Origin of the sequence: Bradyrhizobium sp. ORS 111, from assembly GCF_045571485.1 — a bacterium.
Classification (GTDB): domain Bacteria; phylum Pseudomonadota; class Alphaproteobacteria; order Rhizobiales; family Xanthobacteraceae; genus Bradyrhizobium.
In genome coordinates, this window is the sequence record NZ_CP120701.1 from 3,551,731 (window position 1) to 3,571,427 (window position 19,697).

22 protein-coding genes are annotated in these 19,697 nt (G+C 63.9%); 17 read left to right on the forward strand and 5 right to left on the reverse strand.

The annotated features are described in order from the left end of the window. The first annotated feature begins 16 nt into the window (after nucleotides 1-16). Together P6U30_RS16440 and P6U30_RS16445 are read left to right on the forward strand one after the other, a co-directional pair. Nucleotides 17-643, forward strand: a complete 627-nt coding sequence (locus P6U30_RS16440) for an alpha/beta fold hydrolase (protein ID WP_407169968.1) — start codon at nucleotides 17-19, stop codon at nucleotides 641-643. Then, nucleotides 598-900 (forward strand): alpha/beta fold hydrolase, encoded by a 303-nt coding sequence (locus P6U30_RS16445; protein WP_407169969.1) that lies wholly within the window; start codon nucleotides 598-600, stop codon nucleotides 898-900. Before P6U30_RS16440 ends, P6U30_RS16445 begins: the two co-directional genes overlap by 46 nt. Before the next feature lie 96 nt (nucleotides 901-996). Here the strand turns inward: P6U30_RS16445 and P6U30_RS16450 are convergent, their stop codons facing one another. Next, nucleotides 997-1,884, reverse strand: a complete 888-nt coding sequence (locus tag P6U30_RS16450) for a LysR substrate-binding domain-containing protein (protein WP_407169970.1) — start codon at nucleotides 1,882-1,884, stop codon at nucleotides 997-999. 79 nt (nucleotides 1,885-1,963) lie between these two features. Between P6U30_RS16450 and psrA the strand changes: the two genes are divergently transcribed. The 6 genes from psrA to P6U30_RS16480 all read left to right on the forward strand — a co-directional run bounded on the left by psrA (nucleotide 1,964) and on the right by P6U30_RS16480 (nucleotide 9,194). Further along, nucleotides 1,964-3,094 carry an iron-containing alcohol dehydrogenase PsrA gene (psrA, locus tag P6U30_RS16455; RefSeq protein ID WP_407169971.1) on the forward strand — a complete coding sequence of 377 codons (1,131 nt, stop codon included), beginning with the start codon at nucleotides 1,964-1,966 and terminating at the stop codon, nucleotides 3,092-3,094. A 37-nt stretch (nucleotides 3,095-3,131) separates the two neighbouring features. Beyond that, a complete protein-coding gene (gene phnA, locus P6U30_RS16460; RefSeq protein ID WP_407169972.1) occupies nucleotides 3,132-4,376 on the forward strand; it encodes a phosphonoacetate hydrolase in 1,245 nt (414 codons plus the stop codon). 16 nt (nucleotides 4,377-4,392) lie between these two features. Next, nucleotides 4,393-5,841 carry a phosphonoacetaldehyde dehydrogenase gene (phnY, locus tag P6U30_RS16465; protein WP_407169973.1) on the forward strand — a complete coding sequence of 483 codons (1,449 nt, stop codon included), beginning with the start codon at nucleotides 4,393-4,395 and terminating at the stop codon, nucleotides 5,839-5,841. Between the two features lie 97 nt (nucleotides 5,842-5,938). Then, nucleotides 5,939-7,255: an MFS transporter gene (locus P6U30_RS16470; RefSeq protein WP_407169974.1), complete on the forward strand. Its 1,317-nt coding sequence runs from the start codon at nucleotides 5,939-5,941 to the stop codon at nucleotides 7,253-7,255. A 91-nt stretch (nucleotides 7,256-7,346) separates the two neighbouring features. Beyond that, entirely contained in the window at nucleotides 7,347-8,132 is a 786-nt protein-coding gene (locus tag P6U30_RS16475) for an aldo/keto reductase (RefSeq protein ID WP_407169975.1), read from the forward strand. Between the two features lie 171 nt (nucleotides 8,133-8,303). Further along, the gene (locus P6U30_RS16480; protein ID WP_407169976.1) at nucleotides 8,304-9,194 is read left to right on the forward strand and encodes a hypothetical protein; all 891 of its coding nucleotides are present in this window, start codon (nucleotides 8,304-8,306) and stop codon (nucleotides 9,192-9,194) included. A gap of 235 nt (nucleotides 9,195-9,429) precedes the next feature. Here the strand turns inward: P6U30_RS16480 and P6U30_RS16485 are convergent, their stop codons facing one another. Continuing rightward, a complete protein-coding gene (locus P6U30_RS16485) occupies nucleotides 9,430-10,107 on the reverse strand; it encodes a DUF599 domain-containing protein (RefSeq protein ID WP_407169977.1) in 678 nt (225 codons plus the stop codon). A 112-nt stretch (nucleotides 10,108-10,219) separates the two neighbouring features. Between P6U30_RS16485 and P6U30_RS16490 the strand changes: the two genes are divergently transcribed. The 5 genes from P6U30_RS16490 to P6U30_RS16510 all read left to right on the forward strand — a co-directional run bounded on the left by P6U30_RS16490 (nucleotide 10,220) and on the right by P6U30_RS16510 (nucleotide 13,436). After that, complete coding sequence (locus P6U30_RS16490; RefSeq protein WP_407169978.1) at nucleotides 10,220-10,873, forward strand: glutathione S-transferase family protein; 654 nt, start codon at nucleotides 10,220-10,222, stop codon at nucleotides 10,871-10,873. Nucleotides 10,874-10,990: 117 nt separating this feature from the next. Continuing rightward, complete coding sequence (locus tag P6U30_RS16495) at nucleotides 10,991-11,359, forward strand: YidB family protein (protein ID WP_407169979.1); 369 nt, start codon at nucleotides 10,991-10,993, stop codon at nucleotides 11,357-11,359. 192 nt (nucleotides 11,360-11,551) lie between these two features. Then, on the forward strand, nucleotides 11,552-11,755 hold the full coding sequence (locus P6U30_RS16500; RefSeq protein WP_280977522.1) for a hypothetical protein: 204 nt from the start codon (nucleotides 11,552-11,554) through the stop codon (nucleotides 11,753-11,755). Between the two features lie 149 nt (nucleotides 11,756-11,904). Beyond that, nucleotides 11,905-12,840 carry a hypothetical protein gene (locus P6U30_RS16505; protein WP_407169980.1) on the forward strand — a complete coding sequence of 312 codons (936 nt, stop codon included), beginning with the start codon at nucleotides 11,905-11,907 and terminating at the stop codon, nucleotides 12,838-12,840. Between the two features lie 155 nt (nucleotides 12,841-12,995). Then, a complete protein-coding gene (locus P6U30_RS16510; protein ID WP_407152059.1) occupies nucleotides 12,996-13,436 on the forward strand; it encodes a DUF1489 family protein in 441 nt (146 codons plus the stop codon). 49 nt (nucleotides 13,437-13,485) lie between these two features. Here P6U30_RS16510 and P6U30_RS16515 read toward each other — a convergent pair whose 3' ends face one another. Together P6U30_RS16515 and P6U30_RS16520 are read right to left on the reverse strand one after the other, a co-directional pair. Then, nucleotides 13,486-14,244: a hypothetical protein gene (locus P6U30_RS16515; RefSeq protein ID WP_407169981.1), complete on the reverse strand. Its 759-nt coding sequence runs from the start codon at nucleotides 14,242-14,244 to the stop codon at nucleotides 13,486-13,488. A 180-nt stretch (nucleotides 14,245-14,424) separates the two neighbouring features. Further along, on the reverse strand, nucleotides 14,425-15,237 hold the full coding sequence (locus P6U30_RS16520; protein ID WP_407169982.1) for an SGNH/GDSL hydrolase family protein: 813 nt from the start codon (nucleotides 15,235-15,237) through the stop codon (nucleotides 14,425-14,427). Nucleotides 15,238-15,271: 34 nt separating this feature from the next. Between P6U30_RS16520 and P6U30_RS16525 the strand changes: the two genes are divergently transcribed. From P6U30_RS16525 to P6U30_RS16540, 4 genes are all read left to right on the forward strand, one after another. Continuing rightward, the gene (locus P6U30_RS16525; RefSeq protein ID WP_407169983.1) at nucleotides 15,272-16,624 is read left to right on the forward strand and encodes a hypothetical protein; all 1,353 of its coding nucleotides are present in this window, start codon (nucleotides 15,272-15,274) and stop codon (nucleotides 16,622-16,624) included. Further along, the gene (locus tag P6U30_RS16530) at nucleotides 16,621-17,205 is read left to right on the forward strand and encodes a protein-S-isoprenylcysteine O-methyltransferase (protein WP_407169984.1); all 585 of its coding nucleotides are present in this window, start codon (nucleotides 16,621-16,623) and stop codon (nucleotides 17,203-17,205) included. The genes P6U30_RS16525 and P6U30_RS16530 overlap by 4 nt, the downstream gene beginning before the upstream one ends. Before the next feature lie 179 nt (nucleotides 17,206-17,384). Beyond that, nucleotides 17,385-17,585 carry a hypothetical protein gene (locus P6U30_RS16535; RefSeq protein ID WP_407152063.1) on the forward strand — a complete coding sequence of 67 codons (201 nt, stop codon included), beginning with the start codon at nucleotides 17,385-17,387 and terminating at the stop codon, nucleotides 17,583-17,585. Between the two features lie 144 nt (nucleotides 17,586-17,729). Further along, nucleotides 17,730-18,437 (forward strand): hypothetical protein, encoded by a 708-nt coding sequence (locus tag P6U30_RS16540; protein WP_407169985.1) that lies wholly within the window; start codon nucleotides 17,730-17,732, stop codon nucleotides 18,435-18,437. A gap of 306 nt (nucleotides 18,438-18,743) precedes the next feature. Here the strand turns inward: P6U30_RS16540 and panC are convergent, their stop codons facing one another. Continuing rightward, nucleotides 18,744-19,595, reverse strand: coding sequence for a pantoate--beta-alanine ligase (gene panC, locus P6U30_RS16545; protein ID WP_407169986.1), 852 nt, complete (start codon nucleotides 19,593-19,595; stop codon nucleotides 18,744-18,746). Nucleotides 19,596-19,697 lie beyond the last annotated feature (102 nt).

The window sequence follows — 19,697 nt, forward strand, 5'->3', positions numbered from 1 at the left end:
AAGGCAGGAGATCACCATGCCCTTTGCTGTGACTGATGACGGAGTGCGCCTCTATTTCGAAGAGACCGGATCGGGCCATCCGGTGATCCTAGTCCACGAATTCGCCGGCGACCTGCGCAGCTACGAGCCGCAGATGCGGCATTTCGGCAAGCGCTACCGGACCATTGCCTACAATGCGCGCGGCTTTCCGCCGTCCGATGTGCCGGAGCAGGTCTCCTCCTATTCGCAGGCGCGCGCCGCCGCCGACATCCTGGCGGTGCTCGACCATATCGGCGAACCGAAGGCCCATATCGTCGGTCTGTCGATGGGCGGCTTCGCGACCTTGCACTTCGGGCTGCGCTATCCCGAACGCGCGTTGTCGCTCTGCATCGGCGGCTGCGGCTATGGCGCCGAGCTCGACAAGCGCGAGACGTTCCGCGCCGAGGCCGACGTGATCGCCGGCATGATCCGCAAAGAGGGCATGCCGGCCTTTGCCGCGCGCTACGCCTATGGGCCGACGCGCGTGCAGTACGAGAACAAGGACCGCGCGGTCACGCCGAATTCAAGGCCATGCTGGCCGAGCACTCGGCGGTGGGATCGGCCAATACCCAGCAGGGGGTGCAGAAGGAGCGTCCTTCGCTCTACACGCTGGTCGACGAGATGAAGCGCATCACGGTACCGACGCTGATCATCACGGGCGATGAGGATTGGCCCTGTCTTCTGCCCGGCATTCTGATGAAGCAGAGCATTCCGTCGGCCGCGCTCGCGGTGATGCCGAACTGCGGCCACGCCATCAACATCGAGGAGCCTGAGGAATACAACCGGATCGTCGGTGATTTCCTGTCGCACGTCGAAAGCGGCCGCTGGCCGCTCCGTGATCCCAGAGCCGTCAGCGCCTCCATCACGGGAATGAAGGATTAGGTGGGGAACTGAGAGCCCGGAGAACCATCCGCCGCGAACCGCGGCGTATGGAGGCGGACGTTTCTTCGGTGACAATGACGCGCGCCTTCGGCAACGTCATTTTTTGCGGTCGGCTTTCTTCATGCGTCGAACCGTATCGAGGAACGCCTTGATGATCGGGGAGTGCGCGCGGTCGCGGTGGTGGGCGATGCTGTATTGTGTTCGGATGGTGCGGTCGCTGATCTCGAGTGCGCGCAGGTTCGGATGCGGCACGAACTCGAAGTCGGCGACCACGCTGATGCCCAGGCCGCGCTCGACCGCCTTCCAGACGCCTTCGCGGCTTTCGATCTCGAACACCGGCTCGATCGTCACCCCCTCGGCCTGCATCGTCGCCTCGAAGGCGCGGCGCGTGGTCGAGCCGCGCTCGCGCAGCACGAAGGGCTGATCGGTCAACTCACGCAGCCTGACCGACTTCCGCCTGAACCACGGATGGTCCCTGTTGACGAACACGATCACCCGATGGGTGCGGTAGGGGATCATGGTGACGCGCGGGTCCTCCGGCACTGCGGCGAGGATCGCGACGTCGGCTTCGAAATCGATGATGTGGCGGAACGTGCGCTCGGAGTTGCCGAGCAGGGTGGAGATCTGCACCGCTGGATGATCGCGCTTGAACGCCGCGATGATCTCGGTGGCGTGAAACGGCCCAACGGTCGCGACCCGCAGATGGCCCTTGGTCGCCTTGCCGTGTGCCGCCAACAGCTCATGGGCCTCGCCGCAGAAGGTCATGATGCCGCGGGTGATCTCGAACAATGCGGCGCCGGCCTCGGTGAGCTCGATGTGCCGCGGCTTCCGGATCAGGAGCTCGACGCCGTAGGTCTCTTCCAGCTCCTTGACCTGGATGGTCAGCGTCGGCTGCCCGACGTTGAGCACGCGCGAGGCCGCGGTGAAGCCGCCATGTGCGGCGACCGCATGGAAGGCGCGGAGCTGGCTGAATACTATTGACATAATCAATAGAACGCATCCCTAGAATGAATTTGTCAATAGCGGCCAGTGCTCTACCTTCGCGCCGAACGGAGGACGCGCAATGGCCTGGACATATTCGAACCCGGTGCAGATCGAATTCGGCGTCGACAGCTTCGACAAGCTCGCGGCGCTGATCGGCCGGCGTGCCTATGCACTGGTGACCTACGGCGAGCCGTTCTTCGCCGGGCTCGAGCGCCGTCTGGTAGCGGAGGCCGGCGCGGCGCAGCTTACGATCCGCGACGTTGCGCCCAATCCGGACTACCGGCTGCTCACCGAACAGACCGCGCGCTTTGCCGCGCTCCACAAGCAGCCCGACGTGATCGTCGCGCTCGGCGGCGGCTCGGTGATCGATTCCGCCAAAGTGTTCGCGGCCGCGAGCGGCGACTTCGCCATCGTCAGGACCTATCTGGAAACGCAGCAGGGCGCCGAGCGGCTGTCCGCCATCCCGATCATCGCGGTGCCGACCACCGCGGGCACCGGCAGCGAGGTGACCTGCTGGGGGACGGTCTGGGATGAGGCGAACGGCAAGAAATATTCGCTGGCCCGCAGCTCGCTCTATCCGACGCATGCGGTGATCGACCCGCGCCTGATGCTCGGCAAGCCGCAACTCCTCACCGTCAGCACCGGCCTGGACGCGCTGTCGCATGCCCTGGAGAGCCTGTGGAACGTCAACAATAATCCGGTCTCGGCCAATCACGCGGTGGCCGCCGCGCGCGGCGTGCTCGACGTGCTGCCGCGCCTCGTCAACGATCTCGGCAATCTCGACCTGCGCAGCCGCATGGCGCAGGCGGCGCTGTTCGCGGGACTGGCGTTCTCCAACACCAAGACCGCGATTGCGCATTCGCTGTCCTATCCGATCACGCTGCATCACGGCGTGCAGCACGGCATCGCCTGTTCGTTCTCGCTGCCGATGGTGCTGCGCAGTGTGCGGGGCGCCGGCGGGCTCTGCGAAGACAGCCTCAAACAGATCTTCGGCACCGACCTGGCGCGCGGCGCCGACGATCTCGAGGATTTCATGGCCAGGCTCGGGATCTCCTGCAATCCGGCCGCCTACAAGATCGAGCCCAGGGAATGGAGCGCGCTGATCGAGGACTCGCTGCAGGGCGAGCGCGGCCGCAACTTCTTGGGCTCCAAGGAAAAGCTGATCGAGGCATCGCAGATGGTGCGGATGCCGAACGCGGTGAGCGCGTGACGGTGTCCCGCGCGGCGCAGCGACAAGGAGAGACATCATGAACAGCAATGGCAAAGCCATCATCGTCAACGGCCGAAGTTACAGCGCGCCGACGCGCCCAACCGTCGTGATCTGCCTCGACGGCTCTGAGCCGGGCTATATCGAGAAGGCGATCGAGGCCGGTGTGGCGCCGACCTTCGCGCGCTTCATGACGGAGGGCGCCCATGTCCATGCCGCAAGCGTGATCCCGAGCTTCACCAATCCGAACAACCTCTCGATCATCACCGGACGCCCGCCCGCGGTGCACGGCATCGCCGGCAACTACTTCTATGACACGGCGAGCGGCGCCGAGGTCATGATGAACGATCCCAAATTCCTGCGTGCGCCGACCATCCTCGCCGGCGTCCATGACGCCGGCTACAGGGTCGCCGCGGTCACCGCCAAGGACAAGCTGCGCACGCTGCTCGCCTACGGGCTGGATTATGCGAGCGGTCGCGCCATCGCCTTTTCATCCGAGAAAGCCGATCAGGCGACGATGGCCAACAACGGCATCGACAATGTGCTCGATTTCGTCGGCCTGCCGCTGCCGAAGGTGTACTCGGCCGACCTGTCGCGGTTCGTGTTCGCGGCCGGCGTCAAGCTCGTCGAACGGCATCGCCCCGATCTGATGTATCTGTCGACCACCGACTACATCCAGCACAAGGTCGGGGTCGGCACCAGGATCGCCAACGATTTCTACGCGATGATCGACGGCTATCTCGCGCAACTCGATGCGCTCGGCTGCAACATCGTGGCGACCGCCGATCACGGCATGAACGACAAGCACCTCGCCGACGGCAGGCCGGACGTGATCTACCTCCAGGACCTGTTGGACGAGTGGACCGGGAAGGGCGCCGCGCGCGTGATCCTGCCGATCACCGATCCCTATGTCGCCCATCACGGCTCGCTTGGATCGTTTGCGACGATCTACACGCCCGATGGCACCGACGTCGAGACGCTGTTGATGCGGCTGCGCGACATCGAGGGCGTCGAGGTCGCGCTGGCGCGGAAGGACGCCTGCGCGCGGTTCGAGCTGCCCACCGATCGGATCGGCGACATCGTCGTGATCTCCACTCGGCACAAGGTGCTTGGCACCAGCGAGGCTCGTCACGACCTGTCCGGGCTGACCGAGCCGCTACGCTCGCACGGCGGACTCACCGAGCAGCGGGTGCCGCTGATCGCCAACCGCAGGATCGCGTTGCCGCCCGATCACGGCTTGCGCAACTTCGACGCCTTCGATGTCGCCCTCAACCGCATCCACTGACCGCGAGGATATCGCCATGAACGTCCAGGCCCCGGCCGTCCGCCACGAGCAGATGCGTATCGCCGGTACGCTCGTCGACACCGACGAGCATGTGGAGGTCTTCAACCCCTACACCAACAAGGTGGTGGGCACCGTCCCGGCGGCCCGCCCGGAGCACGTGCGGGGCGCCTTTGCCAAGGCGAAGGCCTTCAAGCCGAAGCTGACGCGCTACGAGCGCCAGCGCATCCTGTTGCGCACTGCCGAGATCCTGGCTGGCCGCAAGGAGGAGTTCGCGCGGCTGATCACCGCCGAGTCCGGGCTGTGCTGGAAGGACTCGCTTTACGAGGCCGGCCGCGCCTACGACGTCTATTCGTTCGCCGGTCAGCTCGCGATCAAGGACGACGGCGAGACCTTCTCCTGCGACATCAGTCCGCAGGGCAAGGCGCGCAAGATCTTCACCACGCGCATGCCGCTGCTCGGCGCGATCTCGGCGATCACCCCGTTCAACCATCCGCTCAACATGGTGAGCCACAAGATCGCGCCGGCGATCGCCAGCAACAACCGCGTGGTGCTGAAGCCGACTGAGCTGACGCCGCTGACCGCGCTCGCGCTCGCCGATGTGCTCTACGAATCAGGTCTGCCGCCCGAGATGCTATCGGTGGTGACGGGCAATCCGCATTCGATGGGCGATGCGATAATATCAGATCCGGATGCCGACCTCGTGACCTTCACGGGTTCGGTCCGGGTCGGCAAGCACATCGCCGCCAAGGCAGGCTACAAGCGCCTGGTGCTCGAGCTCGGCGGCAACGATCCTTTGATCGTGATGGAGGACGCCGACCTCGACAAGGCGGCGGAGCTTGCCGTGACCGGCGCCACCAAGAATTCCGGCCAGCGCTGCACTGCGGTCAAGCGCATCCTGTGCGTGGAGGCGGTGGCCGACGATTTCGCCGCATTGGTGCTGAAAAAGGCACGCACACTGAAGTGTGGGGATCCGATGGATCCGACGGTAGATGTCGGCACGGTGATCCATGAGGGCGCGGCAAGAGAGTTCGAGCGCCGCGTCAATGCGGCCGTCGCTGACGGTGCCGAGCTGCTGCACGGCAACGACCGCGACGGCGCGCTGTATCCGCCGACGGTGGTGGACCACGTTCCCTACACCAGCGAGCTGGTGATGCAGGAGACCTTCGGTCCAGTCATCCCGATCATTCGCGTGCCCAACGACATCGACAGCGTGATCCGGATTTCGAACTCGACGGCGTTCGGTTTGTCGTCCGGCGTCTGCACCAACCGGCTCGACTACATCACGCGCTTCGTCAACGAGCTCGACGTCGGCACAGTCAATGTCTGGGAAGTCCCGGGCTACCGGATCGAGATGTCGCCGTTCGGCGGCATTAAGGACTCCGGCCTTGGCTACAAGGAAGGCGTGCAGGAGGCGATCAAGAGCTTCACCAACGTCAAGACCTACTCGCTGCCCTGGCCTGCGTAGCCCGCGCCGGTCGGAAGCGAAGGCCGCCCGCGCGCCACAAGAACAGCGCGACGGCCGGACTGCGAATAACCAAAATCGGCAAACAGGGGAGGTTTCAATGTCGGTCACGTTCAGTCCGGCCAATGTCGGCTCGGTCGGAGTCCAGAACCCGGAGCTTGCGACATCGTTCCGCCGTGCACAGTGGCGAATGCTGTTCGCGGCGATGTTCTGCTACCTGTTCTTCTATACGGGACGGCAGACTTTCGGCTTCGCCATTCCCGGCATCCAGGCCGAGTTCGGCGTCACCAAGGAGGCGCTGGGTTGGGCCAGCGCGGCGCTCTTGTGGTGCTACGCGATCGGGCAAGCCATCAACGGCAATCTCGGCGACAAGTTCGGCGGCCGCCGGGTGATGAGCGCCGGCGCGATCCTCTCCTTCATCATGAACTGGGCGACCAGCCTTTCGACCGGCATCGTCAGCCTTACAGCGTTCTGGGGCATCAACGGCTATTTCCAGTCGATGGGATGGGCGCCGGGCAGCCGGCTGTTGTCGAACTGGTGGGGACGGCACGAGCGCGGCACGGTCTACGGCCTCTACACCTTTGCAGCCGGTCTCGCCTCGGTGCTGTCGTTCGTGACATCGCTGGTCGTGGTCGGCTATTTCCAGCTCGATTGGCGCTGGATCTTCCGCATCCCGGTTGTGCTGCTGCTGCTCGGCGGCATCGCGTTCTACCTGATCGCGCGCGAGAAGCCCGAGGATATGGGCTTTGTCTCGCCGCATGACGAGGCCGACGACGTTGCGGCGAGCGAGGCCGCGATCGACGCCAGTGAAGGCTCGCTGGCGCGCTACAAGGCGGTGCTGGCGAACTGGCGGCTGCTGGTCGCCGGCGTCTCGATCGGTTTCCAGAACGCGGCGCGCTACGGGTTGCTGGTGTGGGTGCCGGTGCACTTCCTCGGCAGCAATTGGGCCAAGGCCGGCGCGACGTCCGTCATCGATCCGCGCTGGATCAGCATCGCGCTGCCGGTCGGCATGGCGGTGGGGGCATTCAGCAACGGCTGGGTCTCCGACAAGGTGTTCGGCTCGCGCCGCTACCTCGCCATCGTGCTCTATATGGTGCTCGCTGCGGTGACCTCGCTCTGCATGTATGCGATCCCGACCTCGGAAGTCTATCTCGGGATGGCGGTGCTGTTCCTGTGCGGCTTCTTCACCTATGGACCGCAATCCTCGTTCTGGGCGCTGTGCCCCGATCTGGTCGGTCACAAGCGGGCGGGCACGGCAACCGGGGTGATGAACTTCTTCGCCTATCTGTTCGCCGGTCTCGGCGAACCGATGATCGGCCGTTTCATGGACGCGCATAACCAGACGTCGCTGGTGTTCCTGGTGGTGGCCACCTGCGCCGGCTGTAGCGCACTCGTGGCTGCTTTCATCCGCAGGTAGCGCCTTCATTCGCGCTTCCCGAGCAAATCGTCCCGGGAGGCGCAAAAATGATTGAGTTGGCAGCGTCAGTCCATGCGCGCATAATGAGCGCATGGACTTCGTCGAAGGCAATGGTGCCAAAATCCCTGCGATCGGGCTCGGCACATGGGAATTGCGCGGCCGCGTCTGCGCCCGGATCGTCGAGCAGGCGCTGCGGCTCGGCTATCGCCATATCGACACCGCCCAGATCTATGAGAACGAGCGCGAGGTCGGCGAGGGGCTGCGCGCCTCCGGCGTCAGGCGCGACGACGTGTTCGTGACCACCAAGGTCTGGACCAGCCACTTCAAGCCGAAGGACCTCGAGCGATCGGCCAAGGAGAGCCTCGCGCGGCTTCGCCTGACCGAGGTCGATCTGTTGCTCCTGCATTGGCCCAACCCGCAGGTGCCGCTGCCGGATACGCTCGGCGCACTGGCGCGAGTGAGGCAAGCGGGCCTTGCACGCCATATCGGCGTGTCCAACTTCACGGTGGCGTTGATCGAGGAGGCGGTGGCGGCATGCCCGGAGCCGCTCGCGTGCGACCAGGTCGAGTACCATCCTTATCTCGACCAGGCCAAGGTGATCGAGGCCTGCACGCGCCACGGCCTGGCATTCGTCGCCTATAGCCCGATCGCGAAGGGGCGTATCCGCAACGACCGGGCGCTGGCGCGGATCGGCGACCGCTATCGCAAGAGCGCCGCCCAGGTGTGCCTGCGCTGGCTCGTGCAACAGAATGTTTCCGCCATTCCGCGCACCTCGAAGCTCGAGCGGCTCCAGGAAAACATCGATGTCTTCGATTTCGAGCTTTCGGGGGAGGACATGCGCGAGATCTCAGCGATGGGCAGCGGCACGGTGCGATGATTGGATCGTCGCACTTCGGTCCTTGTTTGAGCACGATCCTTGGAAAACCCTTTCCGGATTATGCTCTATCCGATTGACCGGATTCGGTTTTGCGCCGAAATGGGATTGAGCCAGACGGGCCCCGACCGCTATTGTAGCCGGCGGGGAGATATCACGACGTGATCGAGTGGGATGAAGTTCCGGCCAAACGCGGATATGATGGCGTCGGTGCTGGTGCACCTGTTGCTGCTCGCGCTGATTTTCCTCTATTCGGAAGTCCACCAGTTCGATCCTGTCGCGGCTGACACGATGCCTGTCGAGGTGGTGACGCCACAGGAGGTCGCCGAGGTCGCGCCCGAACCGACGCCGAGCCCGTCGCCGACGCCGGAATTGCGGTTGCCGTCGCTCGACAAGCCGACCGAATCTACGGCGGCCCAGCCGGAGGCGCAGGCGCCCGCATCGCAGCCGCCAAAGACGCAGGCGACGCCACAGCCCAAGCAGGAGCAGGCAGCGCCGCTGCCCCAACCGAGTCCGACCCCACAACAGACGGCGAAGCTCGAGCAGCCTCCAGCGCCGCAACCGTCCCCGCCGGCTGCGCAGCAACCAGCGCCGCCGCCGGCGCCTGCCTACACGCAGCCCGAGCCCGATCCTTCCGTCAAATACCACGTCATCCTCGGTCTGCCGCCTTATCTCCCCGCGGAGACGCCACCCGCCGCGGCACCGTCCGGCGCCGATGCCGGCAAGGACAACTTCGATGCGCCGGCGACCGAGAAGGCCGACATCGGAAGCGGCGTGGTCGCCGAATTCCGCCGCCATCTGAAGACCTGCATGAAGCTTCCGGCGACGCTGAGCTCCAGCGACGACGTCAGGGTCAAGCTGCGCGTGTTCATGCGACCGGATGGCAAGCTCGCGGCCGCTCCACAGCTCATCGAGGCCAGCGCATCGACCAAGGGCCCGCTGCTGATGCAGAGCGCGACCAGCGCACTGCAGGCCTGCCAGCCCTATGCCATGCTGCCGAGGGATCGCTACGGCGAGTGGAAGGTGCTCGACCTCGATTTCACACCGCGCGACTTTGCGTCGTAGGGCCCATGAGAAGCCCGCGTTGCGGTGAGCCTAGCACTACAGTTGCATTTCATCTCGGTGTCATCGTCCGCGACCCGTCTTCGCCAGGGCTTCGCCGGGGTAAAGGCTTTGGGCCCGCCGGAGCTTAGCGAAGGCGGCAAGCGGACGATCCAGTATTCCAGAGACGTCAAGGCTCCGTCCGAGGAGCTTCGGCGTACTGGATTCCCGGCATTCGCGGGGAATGACAACTGTAGTGCTAACTCTCCATCGCCTGCCGGGCGTTCGAAGCGAATTGTCGGCGCCAGATCACGATCACGACGGCGGCGGTGGTGATGAACAGCAGCCAGGGGCTGACGAACCAGCCGAGATAGCCGAGCGCGAAGAAGAATGCGCGCTGGCCGCGATTGAAGTGCTGGCCGGCGTTTTCGAACATCCGCGTGGTGCGGATCACATGGGCCTCGGCCTCCGGCGTGTCGCGCTCGGTGGCCGGCGGCATCGCGCCGAACAGGATCGCCACGTAGTTGAACAGGCGATAGGCCCAGGCGAACTTGAAGAACGTGTAGATGAAGATCAGGATCAGCCCGACGCATTTGATCTCCCACAGCGCAGGCGAGGGGCTCAGATTGATCGGAAGCGTCGCGAGCACCGCGATCGCGTCGCTGGTCGCGCGCAGCAGCGTCAGCGCGCCGCCGATCGCGATCAGGCTGGTGGAGGCAAAGAACGCAGTGCCGTTCTGCAAGCTGGCCATGATCTGCATGTCGACCATCCGCGCGTCGCGATTGAGCAGGTTTCTGACCCAGATCTCGCGATAGACATGCATGCGCGACGACAGGCTGTCGCGGCCATAGGCGGTGCGCTCGAGCGTGATGGCGTAAATCAGCCATTCGATGACGAAGAAGCCGACCGCAGCCGCATCGACCCAATAGCCGGTCATGTTGCCATCCCCCAACGATACGCCCATACGCGGCCGTGTCGCGCCTCATGTACAGGTTGGACGCGTGCAATGCACTATGGCAAGATATCCGTCACAACAGGATTCTCCGGACATGCTGAAGCTCGTCATCGGCAACAAGAACTATTCGTCATGGTCGATGCGGCCCTGGCTGGCGCTGCGCGCCAACAATATCCCGTTCGAGGAAATCTTCATTCCGCTCTACACAGACCAGGCCGACAAGGACCGCATCCTCAGTGTCAGCAAATCCGGCAAGGTGCCGGCGCTGATCGACGGCGACGTCACGGTGTGGGACTCGCTTGCGATCATCGAATATCTCGCGGAGCGATTTCCGGACGCGAAGCTATGGCCGGCGGATCGCGCGGCGCGCGCGCATGCCCGCGCGATCTCGGCGGAAATGCATTCCGGCTTCATGGCGCTGCGCAACGAGTGCGGCATGAACCTGCACCGGCCGATCCGTCCTGTCGCGCTGTCGGACGATGCGCGTGCCAACGCCGCACGGGTCCAGGAGATCTGGGCCGATTGCCACGCACGCTGCGGCAAGCAAGGGCCGTTCCTGTTTGGCGCATTTTCCGGCGCGGACGCGATGTACGCGCCGGTGGTACACCGCTTCCGCACCTACGCGATTCCGGTGAGGGCCGAGGCGCAGCCCTATGTCGACGCGATGATGTCGCTGCCCGCATTCCAGGAGTGGACCCGCGACGGCCTCGCCGAGACGCTTCTGATCGACCGATTCGAGCACGTCTGACCGGTGCCGTGACTTCCGAATTGTGACGGCGGCGGCAAACTTCGCGGCTTGACGCCGTGGCCCGGAGGGGTCTGAATCGAAGGCCCAGTCTTTGCAATTTGCGAAAGGACGATGTCGATGGGCATTCTCGACTCCCTGGAAAACTCGCCCGAGCTGAGGGGGATGCTCGGCCAACTCGGCGCGGCGGTGATCCCCGCGGTGCTCGGCGAAGTCTTGGGCAATGGCGGGCAGGGCGGATTGTCGGCGATCGTCGCCAAGCTCGAGCAGGCCGGCTTCGGAGATCAGGTCAGATCCTGGATCGGCAACGGCCAGAACCTGCCGATCACGGCCGAACAGCTCCAGGAGGTGCTCGGCAGCGATACCGTCAGGCAACTGGCTGCAAAGTTCAACATTCCGGTGGACCAGCTCTCCAAGGTACTGGCCCAGGCTCTGCCGGATGCGGTCGATCATGCGAGCCCGAAGGGAACGCTGCCGCACAGCGCCTAGGGCTCGACGCGCGATTTGCGGCTGGCACGCAAATTGCTCCCTATCGCCCTGAAAACTCTGCGAAATTTGCGCATGGGGCATGTCCCGATCCTGCTGGATTTCGGGCGTGCCTGTGTGCTAGGTTGTCACAGGGTTCTCAATAGGTTGGCCAGCGCTAGCGGGACTGTAGGCCGGGCCAGCCATCTCTAAAAAATGGAGAGGGCGTTGAAGCATAAGTACTCCGTTGGAGAGACTGTCTATTTCACTGCGAGCAACGTGGCGCGTCCCGCCGCGAGCGGCACCTACCAGGTGATCCGCCTGCTGCCGACCGAAGGCGACGACTGCCAGTATCGCATCAAGAGCTCGACCGAAGCTTTCGAACGGGTGGCCAAGGAGAGTCAGCTCGCGCTGTCCTGAGGAACTGTGCGCAAGCCGGCGGTGTGGCGGTTCCGCCTGCCGCCGTCAAAAGGCCCTGTTCGCGGACCCATTCTGCGGTAGATCGAATGCCGGGATGGCGGCATTCGCCGCCGCCGACTGTGCTTATGCTGCGTTGAGGGACATCGCGCATGAATTGGGCTTGGGCTTCCTCGCTGGACCAGATCTGGCGCTCACCGACCTTCCCGACCTGGCTGACGCTGGCCGCGGCGGGATTTTTTGGAATTGTCGTTCTGGTCACGCTGTTGCGCGCAGAGAAATCCGTCGCCAATGGCGCGTTGACGGTCATCACGCTGCTGTCAATCGCGGTTGCGGTCGCTGCGACGATCCGTGGCTTCGGGCCGGGCGGCCGGGCCGCCTCGACCGAGACGCCGCTGGCGCAGGCGACCGGACCGACGTTGCCGGCGCTATCCTGTGTCGATGATCTTGCGGGCGACGCTGTCCTGAATGCCTGCGAGAAGGTGCTGTTCGGCTCGGCCGAATCGGCCGCCGCGGCCGTCAGCTATGCCGCCGCGCAGATCTCACGGCTGACCTCCTTCGGTGACATTGCAACCGCCGAACGCAATCCGACCCCCGAGGTGCAGGCACTGCGCCGTGCGGTCGAGCACGACCGCTACGGGCTGATGGCTTATGTGCTGATGGCCCGCGACCATTGCACGCCGACGGCGTGCCCCGCATTCCGCTCGCTCGGCGACAATCACCAGGTTGTCGCCAACATGAACGATCGGACCTACGAGAACCTGATCACCCGCTATGCAGCCTCCTGGAACGCTGCGCCCGTGGCGCCTGCGGCCGCGGCCGCCGGACTGGTGGCCGCGCTGCCGCCGTCCCTGCCCACCGGCAAGCCGACCAATGCAGAATTTCCGAGCTCCGCGTCGACGCCGGCGGTCAGCATCATGACGCCTGAGCCGGCCAAGCCGGCAGCGGCCGCACCACCGCCCGCACGCCCGGCAGTTGCCGCGAAACGGCCTCCGGCGCCGAAGCGCGCGCCGGTCCAGATCGCGCCGCCGGCTGCCGCACCGGCCGCGCCTGCGCAAAGCGCACCCGCCGCCGCGAGCCAGGACTGAGGCGCGGGGAGGTCGGACTGACCCTGATCGCGGCTGGGCCGCCGCAGCTCGGCGCATGACGTCCGCGCTCGCGCACCATGGTCGCAACGGCCGCTATCCACTGTTCCGGATCGTGCTCCCTTTTCAAAGCCTGCGCCGGCCGCTAAATCCGCCGCATGCCGCTTCATCTCATCAAGCTTGCCGTCGGCTGCGAGTCGGTCAAGGAACTCAAGGGCTGGGTCGCCGAACGGATGGCGACCGCGAAGAAAAAGGGCCTGCCGCTCCGCCACGTCCATATCACGCGCATGACGCCGAAGCGCGACGAGGAAATCCTCGGCGGCGGGTCGCTCTACTGGGTGATCCGCGGCGAGATCGCCGCGCGTGAGAAGATCATCGCGATTGAGCCGTTCCGCGACAAGGATGGCATCGGGCGTTGCCGCATCGTCATGCAGCCCAAGGTGATCGCCGTCTCGCCGCGGCCGATGCGGCCGTTCCAGGGCTGGCGCTACCTCACTGCCGATGCCGCGCCGCCCGATCTCACCAAGTCCAGCGCCGCCAGCGTGGCTTCGATGCCGGAGCCAATGCGTCGGGAATTGCGCGACCTCGGATTGCTCTGAGTAGTCGGATTGCGGCGAGCAATCGGATGGCCGCCGCGGCTTGCGTGCCTCAAGGCTGACGTGACGTGACGAGGTGGAGGCGGGTCCATTCGGATGCTGGGACCTCGACGTAACGGCCGTTGCCCGAATTCTTGATCGCGAAGTCGATCAGTTCCTGGTCGACGCCCATCTGACCGAGATACTTTCGGAACTGATCGATGTAGATCGTGGTGAGGCTCTCGCGCTGCTCCGCCGATATGTTCGGCGCGAACCGGTTGTGAAGCGCCATGCCGCTGAGGACGACTCGATTGCCGGCTCCCAGACCGCGGTGCACGCCGCCTGCAAGCATCAGCACGCAGGCAAGGTCACAAGCGACACCGGAGAGCTTCTCCCGCGCATCCAGCGGGCCGCCGGGCCGCTTGAGGGCAAAGCAGTCCGCTTCGGACTTCCCGTTGCAGGCGTCGACCTCTGTCGCTCCGACCACCGCGTCGACGCCGTGATCGCGCAAGATCCGTCCGAGGCTGGTCGCAACATTGAGGTTGGACTCGCCCTTGATGTTGATCACGATCGGAAGCTTGTGCCCGGTCTGCCGGTCCAGGATCGCCAGCAGGCGCTTGTAGGTGTCCCACTGCACAGCGCCTTCCGCGGCGATCCAGTTCGAGCAGCCGGGGCCGCAGGAATCCGGCGCGCCATGCGCGACGTAGAAGATCATCGCGCCGGGCGCCGAATTGACGCCGCCGATCGGCGGCCGGGTCTGCGCCCGAGCCGCGGCGCCGGTGGCCAGCAACGCGATGCCAAGAACTGCGGCCCGTCGAAGAAAATCGAGCATACTGAGCGCCCCTCAAAAGCGCGATCATCCACGTGCCGCCGCGGCGGCGCAACCGCGATGTTGTCGAGCCGGCGCGTGCTGCCGAGGCGCATCGCCGACAATGGGCCAACGACCTCTGATTGCAAAGCGAAGCTAGCCAGAAACAGCGACGTCGAGGTGGAAGGCCCCTGAAATAGCAGGTCAACGGGAACTGCTCGAGATCGCTCGGGCAAGGGCGCGGCCAAGGCAATCATAACCGTCAGCCGTCGTATGCAAGCCATCCCAGGACACGAGCGCACCTTGCGTCACGCCCGCGTTGATCGAGTTTCGCATCAGCGCGAATCGAGAAAACAGCCCAACGCGCTCCTGCTTTGCGACGTCGGCGATGATGGTCTCGATCGTGGAGTGATAGGTCGAGGCGAGCACCATTGGTGCATACTGCAGGTCCATGAGCACGACATCGGCAAACGCTGCCTTGAGCGCCCGTACGCCTTCTATGACCTTGCTTTTGAGCTGTTGGTCCGGCCGGCCGCCCCAGACCACGTCGTTGGTTCCCAACTGCCACACGACGAGATCGGGGCTGTGGGCAATGACATCGCGTCCGAAGCGCGCGACATTGCCCTGGATCGTGTCACCGACTCGACCGCTGTTGATGACACTGATTGTCGCGTTTGATCTGAGCCGCAACAGTTCCCGGCGCATGACCTCGGGATATGTCGCTGCCGACGCGAGCACCCAAAGCCCCACGGTCGACGATGAGCCGATGGCTACAATCTTAAGCTGTTCGCCGGACTTCAGCCGCGCGGCCGTGCGAGGCAATAGAGCCCCCAGCGAGAGATCCCGATTTGCCGCAAGACACCTCTCGGCGGCAGACGCGGCTCCCGGTGCCTGCGAAAGCGCAGAGCCGGACGTTCCGGCAACCATCACCGCACTGACCGACGCCAAGATCGCGGCTCTTGCAATTTGCGATAATATGCCGGCAATGGTGCGCAGAACGATCGCGAAACAGCCCACCCCGTGTTCCCTAGGCGATTTGGCCGAATCTCTATTGACAGCCTTTGGCGCTCGACGTTCGCTGGGTGTTGCTGGACGAGGGATCAAAGGAAAGCTGTCCGACCTCAACGGGTTGCCACAAGCACGAAGGACGCGTGTTGAACAAATGACAAGAGCCGCCGTCGCCAAGAGGCTGGTGTTCCATGTGGGCGGCTTTGATCCAATCACGCCGCATGCCGGCGCGCAACGGCGCTTCGTCCGTGAGCTAGCAAGGTTTCAGCGCACCTGGTCAGTGAAAGCTTCAGCCGACGGTCTCTGCAATGGCATGGATCAGACGAAGTGGAACGTGACGGCGGCGGGCCCAAACTGGCTGGTCGAAACCGATTACAGTCTAGTTCGTTGGGACGACGTCATCGAAACCTATAGTCGTCGATCGATCTTCTGGCGCATCCCGCTCGGCATCGTGGCCTTTGTGGATTTCGTGGTGTCGGGCGCTCTCTGGGGATACTTGCGAACCAACTGGCACTACGCCGGCTTCTTTCTGTTTCCGTTCGTCATGTTCGGCGTCTTCAGCCTGTTCGCTTATCTCGTCGGCCTGCTTGCCCTGAGAACCGGCGGCTCAATTCCTGTCGCGATCATTGCCGGCCTCGTTGCGTTCGCGGTGCTTCTGGCTGGTCCCTGGCGCTGGCTGCATCTGGCGCCTCTGTTCGACGACTGGATTTTTTCTCGCGACTATATCCGGAAAGGTCATCCACTCCTCGAGCAAAGACTGGACAGAATGGCCGCGGAGATCGTCGCCGCGGCGAGCGGGTCTGATGCGGACGAACTCCTGATCATAGGTCATAGCCTTGGTGCCGTTCTTGCTGTTGATGCCCTTGATCGCGCATTGAGAGCCGATCCCGCGCTTGGTTCACGCAACGTCCCTGTGACCTTCCTTGCGATCGGCTCATCCGTTCTCAAGATAGGGTTGCATCGCGGCGCAACACGCTTTCGCGCGGCGGTCGAGCGTGTCGCCCGATCACCCGGCATCTTCTGGGGCGATTATCAGGCTCGCGTCGACATCATGAACTTTTATAAGACCGACCCGATGGCTGAAATGGCGCTGCCCACAGGGAATGGTCCCCTGGTCAAATGCGTCGAGCTCAGTCGAATGCTTGACCGCGCGATGTATCGCCGCATACGTCTCAGATTCTACCGGTTGCACTGCCAGTTCATCAGCGGAAACGACAAGCGAGCAGCGTACGATTACTTCATGCTGGTATGCGGACCCGTTTCGGCCAAATCCCAGACGCTTGCAGCCGACGGAGCGGTTTCGATGTTCGCGGAGGACGGATCGCTGCTCACCGCACCACCACCGTCCTGTAGCGAGCCGCTCGTCAGGATGGCGCAGCAACCTGGTCCAAGATGACGCCAACCTTTGCAAAGTTCGTGTTCGCTACGCTGGCGGTCGGTTGGTACCTGCTTCGCTATGAACACGCGCGCCGTTTCCGTCGCGAAAAGATCCTGCGAAGCGCCCGAGGCCCGCGGGAAACCACGTTGCTGCTGATATCTCTGACCGGTCTTGGCAGTTTGCCGTTCACCTATGTCGCGACGGGGATTCCGCGTTTTGCGGACTACACTTTCCATCCCATCCAGGCTTGGCTGGGAGTTGCCGTTGCGGTCGCGTCATTGCTGATGTTTCACCTGACGCATCGCGCGCTCGGCCGGAATTGGTCGGTCAGTCTCGACGTGCGGGAAGGCCACCAACTCATCACGGACGGCATCTATCGAAGAATTCGTCACCCGATGTATTCTGCGTTCTGGCTCTGGGCCAGCGCGCAGGCATTGCTGTTGCCGAACTGGGTCGCCGGCTTTTCGGGTCTCGTCGGCTTTGGAATTTTGTTTTTCGGCCGCGTCGCCCGGGAAGAGCGCATGATGCTGGAAACGTTCGGCGACGGTTACCGCGCGTATATGGCACGCACAGGTCGTATTTTCCCCTTGGTCTTCTAAGGCGCGGCCGCTACCCCACTTCATGGGCTGGCACAAGTTCCAAGCCCGCGATTTTAGTGCCCTTTCTGCAACATCCTTGAGAAAACGTTCACGCGGAGGCTCGTCAAGGGCCCTGCTTATTGTGCCGGTAACGAGTGTCGGCTTTAGTTCGAATCGATCCGTGAGAGCAGGAGAGTTCAATGTTGAAATTCGTGGTCATCGGTGCAGCTACCTTGGCGTTTGCGGGAACGGCGATTGCTGCGGACCTTCCGCACCCTCAGCCGGTCGTCCAGCAGGCGCCAATCGGCAAGTATCCCGTCGGTAAGTATCCGGTCGGCAAGTATCCGGTCGGCAAGTACCCCGTCGGTAAGTATCCGGCCCCGGTTGTAACCAAGGGCTAATTCGACCGCGGCGCGGCCGCAAAGCGTCTCCGGGCCTCAAAGCTCGGAGACGCGTCAGCGAATCGAGCCTACCAAGACATCTAGCCTACCAAGACATCTGGCCTATCAAGACATCGAGTAACCTGAGCGCATGAGGGGTTGAAGGTGGCAAGAGCCAATAAAAAATCGACCGGCGTGCTGTTTGCTGTTGGCGCCGGCATCTTTGCAGCGTGCATGGGCTTGGGGACTGGAAGCAGTCGCGCAGAACAGCTCGTGGCGAATGCTGATCGTCAGCAGCAAGATAATCCTCGGCCTTCCGTGAAGCCCGGTGTGACAACGGCTGCCATTGCGCCGAGCGAGACGCCCTCGCGATCCCGCACCGATGCGAAGCCGGCTCGTAGGGCCACCGCCTCGGTGAGAGGGCCTTACTACGTGGATTTTCGCGCCCGTACGGCGGCGTCCTATGGTCACGCCTTTATTTGGTACGGCAAAACCAGCGAGAGGCAGGTTGAAGTTGCCGGCCTCCACCCCAAGGGCGATACGCTGCCCTACGTCTTGGGACACCTCATGTGGGTGCCCTCTGAGACCGGTGCGAGCTACGGCGACCTTGACGAGCAATACCTGACGGCGAGCTACCGCGTCTATTTGAGCGAGCCCGACGCCAAGAAGGTGTTTGCCTATATCAAGCATCTTCAGGCGACCTCGCCGGTGTGGAATGCCGAGACGACCAACTGTACTGCTTTCATCGGGCAGATCGCGTCGTACATGGGGTTGAAGACACCGTTCCACCTCATGAAGCCTGAGGAATATGTGAATCAGCTCAAGGCGATGAACGGCGGGCGCCAAACGGTGCAACTCGCGGCCGACCAGTAGTCTTGCGGCTCGTCGTCTCGCGTCTTGGTTCGTTTCTCGCGTTGAATCGCACGATCGCATCGACTGCCGTTGCGATCGTCACGATCTCATAATTCTGCAGTAGCGCGGCTGCTCGCGCCTCAGAGGCTGCAGTCTCGCTCACTCGCGTGCGCCGCTCCATTTCTGTCATTGCGAGTTCTGTCATTGCGAGCCAACGGGTCGCGCAAATGCGCGCCCGATGACAGGCTCCGCGCAGCAATCCATCGCGCAGCGTACGCGGAAGCATGGATTGCCTCGTCTCATCATGATCGAGGCCTGTCGGCTATTTCAAACCGCGATGTTGTCGATCAGGCGGGTGGTGCCGAGCCGCGCCGCGACCAGCATCCGCAACGGGCCGTCCTGCAGCGATGCGACCGGGGCCAGGGTTCTGGCATGGCGGACTTCGAGATAATCGAGGGTGAAGCCGGCCTTTGTGATGATGGCTGCGCCGGTGGCCATCGTCGTCGCAACGTCCTCGCCGGCGCGTAAGCGGGCAGCCGCTTCCTTCATGACCCGGTGAAGCTCGGGGGCGACGCGCCGCTCCTCCGGCGAGAGGTAGACGTTGCGCGACGACATCGCCAACCCGTCGCGCTCGCGCACCGTTTTGGAGCCGATCACCTTGACGCCGAGGTCGAGGTCCGCCGCCATTTGGCTCACTACGCGAAGCTGCTGAAAATCCTTTTCGCCGAAGATCGCGACATCGGGCCGGACTTGCGTGAAGAGCTTGCCGACCACGGTGGCGACGCCGCCGAAGAAGTGCGGCCGGAAGCGATCCTCGAGCGCGGCGGTGGCCGGCCCCTCGGGCACGATGCGGGTCGCAAAGCCCTCCGGGTACATCGCCTTCACCTCGGGATGCCAGATCAGGTCGACGTCCTCGGCCGCAAGCCTGGCGACGTCGGCCTTCCAGGTGCGCGGGTAAGAGCCGAAATCCTCAGTCGGCGCGAACTGGGTCGGGTTAACGAAGATCGAGACGACGACCCGCTTGGCGCGGCGCTTGGCGAGGCGCACCAGAGACACATGGCCATCATGGAGAGCTCCCATGGTTGGGACCAGCGCGATGCTCGCTTTCTTGGCGCGCAGGGCGTCGACGGCGCGACGCAGAGCAGGGACGGTGCGGACGACGGCAGGATTTCTCGGCATCGGGTCTTGGTCTCTTGGGGCAGGGCTTGTGAGGCGGCTTGGTCACCCAGGTGAGGTGACTGGTGTTCGGCGGGACGCGGCACTTTACCAAGAGCGAAACGC